The 12,850-nt window shown below is 48.5% G+C and carries 10 protein-coding genes; 9 read left to right on the top strand and 1 reads right to left on the bottom strand.

Annotation, left to right across the window (positions count from 1 at the left end; genetic code table 11):
* The 5 genes from DN748_RS06570 to secDF all read left to right on the top strand — a co-directional run bounded on the left by DN748_RS06570 (position 1) and on the right by secDF (position 9,150).
* A complete protein-coding gene (locus DN748_RS06570) occupies positions 1–432 on the top strand; it encodes a GPW/gp25 family protein (protein ID WP_112370986.1) in 432 nt (143 codons plus the stop codon).
* 308 nt (positions 433–740) lie between these two features.
* Complete coding sequence (locus tag DN748_RS06575) at positions 741–2,588, top strand: type VI secretion system baseplate subunit TssF (RefSeq protein ID WP_112370987.1); 1,848 nt, start codon at positions 741–743, stop codon at positions 2,586–2,588.
* A 185-nt stretch (positions 2,589–2,773) separates the two neighbouring features.
* Positions 2,774–4,711, top strand: coding sequence for a DNA topoisomerase (ATP-hydrolyzing) subunit B (gene gyrB / locus DN748_RS06580; protein WP_112370988.1), 1,938 nt, complete (start codon positions 2,774–2,776; stop codon positions 4,709–4,711).
* 257 nt (positions 4,712–4,968) lie between these two features.
* The gene (gene mdh, locus DN748_RS06590) at positions 4,969–5,889 is read left to right on the top strand and encodes a malate dehydrogenase (protein ID WP_112370990.1); all 921 of its coding nucleotides are present in this window, start codon (positions 4,969–4,971) and stop codon (positions 5,887–5,889) included.
* Positions 5,890–6,141: 252 nt separating this feature from the next.
* A complete protein-coding gene (gene secDF / locus DN748_RS06595; RefSeq protein WP_112370991.1) occupies positions 6,142–9,150 on the top strand; it encodes a protein translocase subunit SecDF in 3,009 nt (1,002 codons plus the stop codon).
* 190 nt (positions 9,151–9,340) lie between these two features.
* Here the strand turns inward: secDF and DN748_RS06600 are convergent, their stop codons facing one another.
* The gene (locus DN748_RS06600) at positions 9,341–10,156 is read right to left on the bottom strand and encodes a 2,3,4,5-tetrahydropyridine-2,6-dicarboxylate N-succinyltransferase (RefSeq protein ID WP_112370992.1); all 816 of its coding nucleotides are present in this window, start codon (positions 10,154–10,156) and stop codon (positions 9,341–9,343) included.
* 175 nt (positions 10,157–10,331) lie between these two features.
* Here DN748_RS06600 and ruvX point away from each other — a divergent pair, with 175 nt between their 5' ends.
* From ruvX to mazG, 4 genes are all read left to right on the top strand, one after another.
* Complete coding sequence (gene ruvX / locus DN748_RS06605) at positions 10,332–10,745, top strand: Holliday junction resolvase RuvX (protein WP_112370993.1); 414 nt, start codon at positions 10,332–10,334, stop codon at positions 10,743–10,745.
* 30 nt (positions 10,746–10,775) lie between these two features.
* Positions 10,776–11,366 carry a peptide deformylase gene (def, locus tag DN748_RS06610; RefSeq protein WP_112370994.1) on the top strand — a complete coding sequence of 197 codons (591 nt, stop codon included), beginning with the start codon at positions 10,776–10,778 and terminating at the stop codon, positions 11,364–11,366.
* 61 nt (positions 11,367–11,427) lie between these two features.
* The gene (locus DN748_RS06615; protein WP_112370995.1) at positions 11,428–11,880 is read left to right on the top strand and encodes a DUF5606 family protein; all 453 of its coding nucleotides are present in this window, start codon (positions 11,428–11,430) and stop codon (positions 11,878–11,880) included.
* Positions 11,881–12,027: 147 nt separating this feature from the next.
* Positions 12,028–12,804 carry a nucleoside triphosphate pyrophosphohydrolase gene (mazG, locus tag DN748_RS06620; RefSeq protein ID WP_112371151.1) on the top strand — a complete coding sequence of 259 codons (777 nt, stop codon included), beginning with the start codon at positions 12,028–12,030 and terminating at the stop codon, positions 12,802–12,804.
* Positions 12,805–12,850 lie beyond the last annotated feature (46 nt).

Consider the following 12,850-nt stretch of genomic DNA (forward strand, 5'->3'; position numbering starts at 1 on the left):
TTGAAAGACCTGTATTATAAAATACCCATCGATTACAAGAGAATTACGGGAGGACAGGACCTGCGTAAGGTAACGCTCGAAGAATCACTGGCCCAGTATATCTCGCTGATCATCACTACTATATTCGGGGAATACCGTTACGATAAAGAATTCGGCACGGCTATCTGGGATACGGATTTCGACCTGCTGTCTAATGTAAACCAGTTAAAAGACAGGATCAAGGATTCTGTTTTCGAGAAGGTAGGGCAGTATGAGAAACGCCTGGTGGTGACCGATGTAAGCCTGGCCATAGGAGAGGATACGATTGCCTATAATCCGAATATCCGCATAAAAAAGAGGCTGGATATTGTAGTTTACGGAGTGATCAAAAAGACCAACGAGCCCTATTATTACAAGAGCTCCTATTACCTGGCTCCGTTTTCGTACAGGTGAAGCGTGGAGCATGGAGTCGGAAGTTGTCATTCAGAACGAAGTGAAGAATCTACATCCGGGCTCAACGCAGTTAAATTTCCTTTGGTCTTGGGTCGAGATTCTTCCTCCGCTGCGCTTCGATCAGAATGACAGGTGCCTTGTCATTCCGACGATAGGAGGAATCTCCTTTTTGCCGGTATGCTATTAAAGTTCCTTTGGTCTTGGGTCGAGATTCTTCCCTGCCGGCAAGGCAGGACTGCGTTCTGAATAACAATAACAGAGTTCAACTAAGAACTACAAACTAAAAAACTAAAAAACTAAAAAACTAAATGAAACAGTTGTCCAAAGATCAGATCAAAGACCGTTTGCTGAAGCGTGCTGCCCGGCAATGGGGGTATTCTGATGTAGAGTTGGAAAACATATTCGACCCTATCGTAAATTTGCTCTTTGATGTCTGTGCCAAGGAACTGGAGAATATATCGCATGAAATATTTTCCAGCCGCAGGCGTATTACGGAACGCCTGGTAGACATACTGACCCCCATTACCTCTTCCAGGGCCATGCCGGCCAGGGCCGTTATGCAGGTTTTCCCGGTAGAGGACGAGATGACCCTGAACGACCACCACCAGTTTTTCTTTCAGAAAAGGCAGCACAACCCTTATAATCCGGGAGAAAAACTTATAAAGGAATTCTTTTTCGGCCCTACCAAACCGGTAAAGGTGGCGCGTAACCTCCTGAAGTATGTGGTGTTGCCCAATGGAATTCAGGATGCTTCACAAGGGCAGTTTCGCGAATTCCTCGGGGAAGATGCGTTTCTCAATCCGCTGCCCCACGGAACGATGTGGCTGGGCGTAAAGCACAAGGGGAACGGCATTCTCAAAAACCTGATGTTTTATTTTTACCTGAAGAACAGTTATCAGAGGGATACCTTCTTTCACTTCCTGCCCCGTGCCAGGTGGTATTTCAATACACATAAGCTTACCGTGGCCCAGGGCTATAATACACGCGGAACAATTACGGGAGGGGAACGTCATATGGTGCACGAGGATTTTCACCATCTGCGGAGGGTGGAGGACCATGTCAACGATTATTACGAGAAAAACTTTGTCACCGTCAAGGATGTGATCAATATAGGAAATTCGGAGAATTCCGTGCCGGAAGAATTCGGAACCTTTGTCCCCGAAGATGTTCTTGCAGCGCTGGAGGAAGAGCAGTTGTTGTGGTTTCGCATAGAGTTCCCGAACGTTATCGGTAAGGAAATACTGTCTGAGATATTCTGTGCTACCAACTGCTTTCCCGTCATTAATAAAAAGCTGAATGAAACCCAGGGCAATATAAAGAAACTGCTCAATATATATCCCTTGAATATAGGGGATGACTTCTTTCTCGAACTGTATTCGGTGCTCGACGACCGAAGCCGTCAGTTCGATGTGATCGCCAAGAACCAGCAGGAGTTTACCGAAGATTTTGCCTATCTCCGTTTTGGGGGAGTGGCGCGTTTCGACGAGCGCAATGCCACGGAGATGATCAACTATATGGTGGACCTGGTACGGGACGAAGCAGCAGCTTTTTCGAGGCTGGAGGCAGATTTTATGGAAGCCAACCTGCACGAGATCAACCAGATTATATCCAGGTTCCGCAATAAGATGGCGCAAACCGGGATGCACAGGAAGAATATCCCCTACCTGGTGTTGAATACACGGGAAGAGAGCAACGGGACACTTTTTGTGAAATACTGGACTACCAACGGGGAAGAAGCCAATAAGATAAACACCTTTTCGAAGCTTCAGGCGCACCGGGGTGCCGATTTTGAAAAGGACTCCATCGTCTTCCTTTCCACTACCCGGGGCGGGAGGGATGAACTGACCAATTCCGATAAGATATATGCCTACAGGGAAAATATAATCTCCAACCAGAGAGTGGTCACCAGGCAGGATATCATCATACTGTGCCGGAATCATTACGGAGATGCCGTGACCGGTATCGATATTAAAAACGGTATACAGACCAGTTTGGAAGATCGCATCGGTTATACGCCCACCATAGATATACTGCTGGAGAAAAACGAGAAGGTCAACTATTCGGAAGAAGAATGGGGGTTCCTGAGTGACGACCTCAAACTCCTGCTCCGGAACAGGGCGGTGAATATAGTTCCTTTCCGGGTGATGTACAGGTGATGTCTGCCGACAGACAGACCCCCGGGTTGATAAAATGTGCATAACTTGGTCTTTTACCTGAAGGATAGGGACTTCTACTCTCTTCTTAATTTACTATATTTGTCCGTTCGTCTATGGAATACCCGTCTGGTATTATCCGGCCCGGGTATTTGGTTTTGATACACGTTAAAAAACAGATTTGATTTATGAGCGAAGAAATTAAAAAGCAGTATTCCGCAGATAGCATTCAGGCCCTTGAAGGGATGGAGCACGTGCGGATGCGACCTTCCATGTATATCGGAGACGTAGGGGTCAGGGGGTTGCACCACCTGGTGTATGAAGTGGTGGATAATTCCATCGATGAGGCACTGGCAGGGCACTGCGATACCATTACCGTAACCATAAATGAAGATAATTCCATTACCGTTGAAGATAACGGGCGTGGTATTCCCGTGGACCTCCATAAGAAAGAAGGGGTTTCCGCTCTTGAAGTGGTCATGACCAAGATCGGGGCCGGGGGTAAGTTTGACAAAGATTCCTATAAGGTATCCGGCGGGCTTCACGGAGTCGGGGTCTCGGTAGTGAATGCACTTTCCGATAACCTCAAGGCAACCGTTCACCGCGATGGCAGGATCTGGGAGCAGGAATACGAACGGGGGAAGACGCTTTATCCTGTAAAAGCTACGGGAGAGACCGATAAAACCGGGACTATCGTAACCTTTAGGCCGGATACGAGCATATTCCAGCAGACCATTGAGTACAACTACGATACCCTGGCCAGCAGGATGCGGGAACTCGCGTTTCTCAATAAGGGGATATCCATTACGCTTACAGACCGGAGGAATACCGATGAAAAGGGAGAATTTCTCCACGAGCGTTTTTATTCTGAAGAAGGATTGAAGGAGTTTATCCGTTTTCTCGATGGTAGCAGGGAGTCTCTTATAGCCGATGTTATTTCCATGGAAGGAGAGAAGAACGATATACCGGTGGAAGTAGCGATGGTGTATAACACCTCCTTTAACGAAAACCTCCATTCCTATGTAAACAATATCAATACGCATGAAGGGGGTACGCATCTCGCAGGTTTCAGAAGAGGGCTTACCACCACGCTTAAAAAATATGCCGACGCTTCCGGGATGCTGGACAAGCTCAAGTTTGAGATCGCCGGGGACGATTTCCGGGAAGGGCTTACGGCCATTGTTTCCGTGAAGGTTGCGGAACCCCAGTTTGAAGGGCAGACCAAGACAAAGCTGGGTAACCGGGAGGTGACTTCAGCGGTATCCCAGGCAGTATCGGAAATGCTGGAAAACTATCTCGAAGAGCATCCCAACGATGCCAAAACCATAGTGCAGAAAGTTATTCTGGCAGCCCAGGCACGCCATGCCGCGCGTAAGGCAAGGGAAATGGTGCAGCGGAAAACGCCTATGGGAGGTAGCGGGCTTCCGGGTAAGCTTTCCGACTGTTCCGAGCAGGACCCGGAAAAATGCGAGGTGTTTCTCGTGGAGGGAGATTCTGCAGGAGGAACGGCCAAACAAGGACGGGACCGTAACTTCCAGGCCATACTTCCGCTCAGGGGTAAGATACTGAATGTAGAGAAGGCCATGCACCACAAGGTATTTGAAAATGAAGAGATCAGGAATATATTTACGGCGCTGGGCGTGACCATAGGAACCGAGGAAGACAGCAAGGCGCTCAATATCGAAAAACTGAGGTATCACAAGGTAGTGATCATGTGTGATGCCGATGTGGACGGTAGCCATATTGCCACCCTTATCCTCACGTTCTTTTTCCGTTATATGCGGGAGCTTATCGAAAACGGACACGTGTATATCGCTACTCCGCCCCTGTACCTGGTGAAAAAAGGGAATAAGAAAACCTATGCCTGGAACGACCAGGAAAGAGACAGGCTGCTCGAGGAATTCGGCAGTGGAGCCAATCTCCAGCGCTATAAAGGTCTCGGGGAAATGAATGCGGAACAGTTGTGGGATACGACCATGAACCCCGATTACCGTACCCTGCGGCAGGTGACCATAGAGAACGGAGGCGAGGCAGACAGGATATTCTCCATGCTCATGGGGGATGAGGTTCCGCCCAGAAGGGAATTTATAGAGAAGAATGCGGTTTATGCGAATATAGACGCATAATACTTTGAATAATTGAAAAAAGGCATCCGGAAAAAGGATGCCTTTTTTGTTGGCGGAATAAAGCCCCGGATCATGGATCGGGGGACCCGGCGTCCGGAAATAAAGGACTTTTCGGAACCTGTGGTATATCGGCCTGAAAAATATCAGGGCAAAAGGGTAAGAAGCAGTTGCTTAATAGCTTCATTTCCTGCCAAAATGACTAAATTTGTCCGTCTGACGGACTGAAAACATAATATCACTCAAAAATAAATTATCTTATGAAAGTTACAATAGTAGGTGCCGGGGCAGTTGGCGCCAGTTGTGCGGAGTACATTGCTATTAAGGATTTTGCTTCGGAAGTTGTTTTACTGGATATCAAGGAAGGTGTTGCAGAAGGCAAGGCGATGGACCTGATGCAAACAGCTTCGCTGAACGGTTTTGATACCAGGATAACAGGGTCTACCAGCGATTATTCCAAAACGGCCGGTAGTCATATCGCAGTGGTGACCAGCGGGATCCCGAGAAAACCGGGAATGACCCGTGAAGAACTTATCGGTATCAACGCGGGGATTGTGAAGGATGTGGTGTCGAACCTGATCAGGCACTCTCCCGAGGTTATCGTAATTGTGGTCAGTAACCCGATGGATACCATGACATACCTTACGCACAAAGCTACCGGATTGCCCAAAAACCGCATTATAGGAATGGGAGGAGCGCTGGACAGTGCCCGCTTCAAGTACAGGCTCAGCGAAGCGCTGGCATGCCCCGCTTCGGATGTGGACGGCATGGTGATAGGAGGGCATAGCGATACCGGAATGGTCCCGCTTACCCGGCTTGCCGCCCGCAACAGTGTGCCGGTAACCGAATTTTTAAGTGAGGAAAGACTGAAGCAGGTGGCCGAAGATACCAAGGTTGGGGGCGCCACGCTTACCAAACTGCTGGGAACAAGTGCCTGGTATGCGCCCGGAGCGGCTGTTTCGGCACTGGTGCAGGCTATCGCATGCGACCAGAAGAAAATGTTCCCCTGTTCCGCATTGCTGGACGGAGAATACGGGCTGAATGATATCTGTATCGGGGTGCCGGTCATCCTCGGTAAGAACGGTATCGAGAAGATCGTGGAGATCGGGCTGGACGATGCCGAAAAGGCGAAACTTCAGGAAAGTGCCGAAGGGGTTAAAAAAGTAAATGCCCTGCTGTAAGTACCGGTGTTGCTGACGTAAAAATTTTAAGGCTGCGTATAAAACCGCCGGTAAGACCGGGTTTTACGCAGCCTGTTTTTTTGTGATATAATGTCCGGTTGATGGCAGATGTGTACTGATTTACAGGGAGGTATATGTAAGTGGCTGTATCCGAAACACTAAGGGAATAAAACGGGGAAATAAATTGTTTTATCCTGTTGTAAATTATATATTTGCTCGTTTCAAAAAAAGGATTAATTAATTAAAATAAGAATGCAAAACAAGGGACTTATCAAGCTTTTTGCTATTTTATTTGGTATTGTGAGTATCTACCAGCTGTCCTTCACTTTTGTGACCAACAAGGTGGAGCGCAGTGCCGAAGAGTTTGCAGTGCAGAAAATTTCCGAGGATACGGAAGACTATGTAGTAAAGAGAGAGGCTGAAGAAACCAGGTACCTGGACTCTGTGGGGAATACGACGGTTTTTGATATCGGGCTTACCAGTTTTACCTATAATGAGGCCAAGGAAAAAGAACTGAACAAAGGACTTGACCTGAAGGGAGGGATCAATGTAATCCTCGAAATCTCGGTAAAGGATATTATCAAGGGGCTGGCCAATGATTCCAAAAACCCGGTATTCAATAAGGCCCTGGCCAATGCCGATAAGGCGGCAAGAAACAGTGACAAGCCCTATGTAGACCTGTTCTTCCAGGAATTCGACGCCATTAAGGGGGATACCAAACTGGCTTCCCCGGAAATTTTTGCCAATAAGCTGCTCAGTGAAGATGTCAATTTCCAGATGTCGGACAACGAGGTAAAACCCGTGATCCGCAGAAAGGTAGATGAGTCTATTGTCTCTGCTTTTGAAGTATTGCGTAAGCGTATTGACCGTTTCGGGGTTACCCAGCCGAACATCCAGCGCCTCGGCGCTACCGGAAGGATACTGGTGGAACTTCCGGGAGCCAAGGACATCAACCGGGTAAAACGATTGCTGCAAAGTACGGCACAACTGGAATTCTGGGAAACCTTCAAGAATGAGGAGGTCATACAATACCTCTTCCAGGTTAACGAAAGGCTTAAAACCCTGGTGGGCACCGACAATAAGGTGGAAGACAGTACGCAACAGTCAGGAAGTGAATCTTCCGAACTCGACGAACTGCTTGCCGATACCGAAAAAGATTCTCTCGAAAGTATGGGAGGGGCCAATCCGTTATTCGACCTCGCCGTTGCACCTGGTGCCCAGGGCGGGCCGGTACTGATGAGCTTCGCTACCAAGGATACGGCCAAGGTGAACAGTTATCTGAAAATGCGTGAGATCAGGCAACTGATTCCGTCTGAGTTGCAGAATGCCCGTTTTGTCTGGAGTAAGCCGGGGACCAACCAGGAGGTCATAGATCTTTATGCCCTCAGGTCGAACCGGGAGAACCAGCCGCCCCTGAGCGGGGGTGTGGTGGTTGATGCGCAGCAGACCTACGATCAGAGAGGAAATCCGGCGGTATCCATGCAAATGGATGGCAAGGGGGCCAAAATATGGGAAGAACTCACCGGAAAGGCACACCGGCAGGGAAGCTTTATCGCTATAGTACTGGACGATATCGTATATTCTGCTCCGGGGGTTACCAGCGGGCCCATTTCGGGAGGAAGTTCGGAGATTACCGGGCAGTTTTCGCTTAACGAGGCCATTGACCTGGCCAATGTATTACGAGCAGGAAAGCTTCCCGCTTCCGCCGATATTGTACAGAGTGAAGTGGTAGGGCCCTCTCTCGGGCAGGAAGCCATAGACAGCGGTATGATGTCTTTTGCCATTGCCATGTCTCTCGTGCTTATATGGATGATGTTCTATTACGGAAGGGCCGGCTGGTTTGCCGATGTGGCCCTTATCTTTAATATTGTACTTATCTTCGGCGTGCTTGCCGGCCTCGGCGCGGTACTGACGCTGCCGGGTATTGCGGGTATTGTACTGACCATAGGGATGTCGGTGGATGCCAATGTGCTTATATTCGAACGGGCCAAGGAAGAACTCGCCAAGGGGAAAGGACAGAAACAGGCCGTTCAGGACGGGTTTGGCAATGCGCTTTCATCCATTCTGGATGCCAATATCACGACAGGGCTTACCGCCATCATACTCTTTATCTTCGGTACGGGCCCCATTCGCGGGTTTGCCACTACCCTGATGATCGGTATCGCAACATCACTGTTTACTGCGATTTTCATTACCAGGTTGCTGATCGACTGGTATCTCGGGAGGAAAAAGTCCCTGAAATTTTCTACCGATATTACCAAAAACCTGTTTCAGAATATCAATGTGGACTTCCTTGCAAAGAGAAAGATATCGTATACTGTTTCGGGGATATTTATAGTCGTGGCCCTTATCTCATTGTTTACGCAGGGGCTGAACCAAGGAGTGGATTTTGTGGGAGGAAGGTCGTACCAGATACGTTTTGAACATCCCGTAAACCCAACCGAACTCGATGGCGACCTTTCCGGGCCTCTCGGAAGTGTGGAAGTGAAGACGTTCGGTGCGGCAAACCAGGTTAAGGTAACCACCAAGTACAAAGTGGATGAAGAGGGAGGACAGGTTGATGAAGAAATTCACGGAATCCTTTATAAAGCACTGCAGAAACATCTTCCCGATGGGCTGACCGAAGCAGAATTTGTGGGTAGTGGAGGAGATACCGGAGGATATGGTATAGTGCAATCCATAAAGGTGGGCCCTACCATCGCAGATGATATCAAGAGAAATGCACTCTGGGCCATTATGGGGTCCCTGATCGTGGTATTCCTCTATATACTGATCCGTTTCAGAAGGTGGCAGTTCTCTGCCGGAGCGGTTGCGGCCCTGTGCCACGATGTTCTGATCGTTCTTGGGGTATTCTCGCTGACGTACAGGTTTATGCCGTTTAACCTGGAGATCGACCAGGCGTTCATAGCGGCTATCCTGACGGTTATCGGGTATTCGATCAACGATACGGTGGTGGTATTCGACCGTATTCGTGAGATCACCTCTGAGCGTGGTTGGAAAGCGGGAAATAATATAAACCTGGCGGTAAACAGTACATTGAGCCGTACCTTAAATACCTCCCTGACTACCCTGATCGTGCTTCTGGCGATCTTTATATTCGGGGGAGAATCGATCCGTGGCTTTATGTTTGCCCTGATCGTCGGGGTTATCGTAGGTACGTATTCTTCGGTGTTCATCGCAACTCCCGTAATGTTCGATACCCTTAAAAACAAGGGAGAGGATGTGCTTAAAAAGAAAGAGAGCGAGACTGTAGAAGGTTAACGCGATCATTATAAAATAAAAACAGGCCCTGTCGGTTTCCGGCAGGGTTTTTTTGTGGCCGGTTGGCATATGTCAAATTAATTGTTGAGAATTACGATCCCGGTTTTTAAAGGATCGTTTTGGTGATACTGAAATAAAAAGGCCACCCGAAACTTTTCAGGTGGCCTTTGGTGATTTGTATTTTAGCAGGTCAGACTGCTACATTGTATTCCCTCAGGGCATTGTTAAGCGATGTCTTGAGGTCGGTAGAGGCTTTCCGCTGCCCGATGATCAGGGCACAGGGCACCTGGTATTCTCCTGCCGGGAATGTTTTGGTATAACTTCCGGGAATAACCACCGATCTCGAGGGGACCACTCCTTTCCGTTCAACGGGTTCGCTTCCGGTGACATCGATTATTTTTGTAGAAGCCGTAAGTACCACATTGGCACCCAGTACGGCTTCCTTTTCGACTCTTACCCCTTCCACTACAATACAGCGGGAACCGATAAAGGCATTGTCTTCAATAATGACCGGTGCGGCCTGCAGGGGTTCGAGTACCCCGCCTATTCCCACGCCTCCACTCAGGTGAACGTTCTTGCCGATCTGGGCACAGCTCCCTACAGTGGCCCAGGTATCTACCATGGTCCCTTCATCTACATAGGCCCCGATATTTACATAACTGGGCATCATCACCACTCCCGATGAGATATAGGCCCCGTGTCGGGCAATGGCATGGGGCACTACGCGGATACCTTTTGCCGCGTAACCGGTCTTTAACGGGATCTTGTCGTGAAATTCCAGCGGGCCGGCCTCGATAGTCTCCATCTGTTGTATGGGGAAATACAGGACTACGGCCTTTTTGACCCATTCGTTTACCTGCCATCCGCCGTCTTTGGGTTCGGCTACCCTCAACGACCCTTCGTCGAGCAGGCGAATGACTTCCCTGATGGTCTCCTGCGTACTTTCCTCTTTCAGTAACTCCCTGTTGTCCCAGGCGCTTTCGATATGTTTTCTGATGTTGTCCATGTTAGTGAATTATATGATCGTAATATATCTTTTGAGTGTTTCTTTGGCAAGACATTTGCTGTAGTTGGCCGTAAAACCCGCATAACATCGCAAGCAAATATAATGGCTTAAAATTTAATAAGAGAGCGATTTTAGAGTTATAACAATTTAAATATTAAATTTGCCAAAAAACCGGATGGGAAGAATCATGGCCATAGATTACGGTACGCGGCGTACGGGGATTGCAATAACCGATGAATTACAGCTTATTGCATCCGGGCTGACCACGGTACCCACGGCAGAACTTATGGATTTTCTTCTCGATTATACCCGGAGGGAAACCGTGGAGTGCATTGTAGTGGGGCTGCCCAAACAGCATAATAACGAAGCCTCGGAAAGTGAGGTCCACATTCAGGGATTCCTGAAGACGCTGGAAAAAAATCTTCCGGAGATTCCCGTAGATCGGGAAGATGAGCGTTTTACCTCCAAAATGGCATTCCAGGCCATGATAGATGGCGGCCTGAAAAAAAAACAGCGGCGGAACAAGGCCCTCGTGGATGAAATAAGTGCTACTATCATATTGCAGTCCTATCTTTACGGAAGGCAATAGTGGAGTAGCTTAATTATAAATGATGACAATATGATTTTACCGATCGTAGCCTATGGCGATCCTGTGTTGAGAAAGAAAACCGAAGAAATAGCAAGGGATTACCCGGATCTCGACGGGCTTATAGAGAATATGTTCGAAACCATGTATAACGCTTACGGTGTGGGCCTGGCGGCTCCGCAGGTAGGACTTCCCGTGAGGCTGTTTATCATAGATGCAAGCCCTTTTGCCGAGGATGAGGAACTCTCCGAAGAAGAGCAGGCAGAGCTTAAGGATTTCAGAAAAGTGTTTATCAACGCCAGGATACTGGAAGAGGAAGGGGAAGAGTGGGCCTTTAACGAAGGGTGCCTCAGTATCCCGAATGTGCGGGAGGATGTGTGGAGGCAGGATACGATAAAAATAGAGTATTTCGACGAAAACTTTGAGAAAAAAACAGAGGAGTACGACGGTCTGGCCGCACGTGTCATTCAGCACGAATACGACCATATCGAAGGCGTCCTGTTTACCGATAAGCTGTCCGGACTGAAGAAAAGACTGCTTAAAAGCAAACTTTCCAACATATCCAAAGGCAAGGTGAAGGCGGATTATAAAATGCGCTTTCCGGAAGCAAAAAAGGGGAGATAGCAGGACGAAGGAAGTACGTCGGAAAAATACAAGTACAATTAAATTTTAACTTTATTACCATATGAGTTTAGACAAGATACTGGCCATTTCAGGCAAACCGGGATTGTATGAGTTGAAAACACAGACACGCAGTGGTTTTGTGGCTGAATCCCTTCTCGATGGCAAACGCATCACCGTGGGGCTTCGCAACAATGTAAGCCTGTTGTCTGAAATTGCCGTGTACACCCTGAAAGAAGAGGTGCCGCTGAGGGAGGTCTTCGGGAAGATCAAGGAGAAGGAGAACGGAGCACAGACTTCCGTAGGACATAAGGAAGACAAGAGCAGGCTGGAAGAATATTTTTTTGAGGTGCTTCCGGACTATGACGAAGACAGGGTGTACCTGGGAGATATCAAGAAGATCATTCAGTGGTACAACCTGCTTCAGGCCAAAGGAATGACAGATTTTGATGCGGCTGAGGAAACCCCTTCGGGAGATACGGAAGAAAAAGGAGAAGATACTCCGGACGAAGCATAAAATACCAGAGAACTCCCGGAAGGGAGTTTTTTGGTTTTGGGGTTCACCGGCCCGGTGATTTCGGTACGGTTCCGGAGGAACTCAGTTATCTCAGAGGCTCCCGAAAGCCTGTTTTTAGAACACAGTTTAAAACCCGCATATACAATGATAAACTCCAGGGAAAAACAGTTAGAGGCAATGGACAGGTTGCTCACCATCATGGACGAGCTCCGGGAAGGGTGCCCGTGGGACAGGAAGCAGACGATGCAGAGCCTCCGGCACCTCACCATAGAGGAGGTCTATGAGCTGGGGGATGCCATACTGGACCATGATACCGAAGAGATAAAAAAAGAACTGGGCGATGTGTTGCTCCATATCGTGTTCTATTCGAAGATCGGCAGTGAAACCGGTGATTTTGATATGGCGGATGTAGCCCATGCGATCTGCGATAAGCTGGTAGCGCGGCATCCCCATATTTACGGAGATGTTCAGGTACGGGACGAAGCCGATGTGAAAAAGAACTGGGAGAAGATCAAACTCGGTGAGGGAAAGAAGAGTGTGCTGGAGGGGGTGCCCCGGAGTCTGCCGGCATTGGTCAAGGCAAGCCGGATACAGGATAAGGTAGCCGGAGTGGGCTTCGACTGGGAGCAACCTTCACAGGTATGGGAAAAATTGCAGGAAGAGCTACAGGAGTTCCGGGAAGAGGTGGAGGCCGGTGAGCGGGACAAGATGGAGGCCGAATTCGGCGATGTGCTGTTCAGTATGATCAATTATGCCAGGTTTCTCAACATCGATCCGGAAAATGCCCTTGAAAGAACCAATAAGAAATTCATAAAGCGCTTTCAATACCTCGAAAGAAAGGCTGCCGAGAATATGAAAAGCCTCGGCGAGATGTCGCTGGACGAAATGGATGTGTTCTGGGAGGAGGCCAAAAAGCTTCCCTGAAACCGGAAGCCCGGAGTTGTGTGGAGTTTTGAATTATAAATTTCGA

Origin of the sequence: Sinomicrobium soli (assembly GCF_003285545.1) — a bacterium.
GTDB lineage: Bacteria > Bacteroidota > Bacteroidia > Flavobacteriales > Flavobacteriaceae > Sinomicrobium.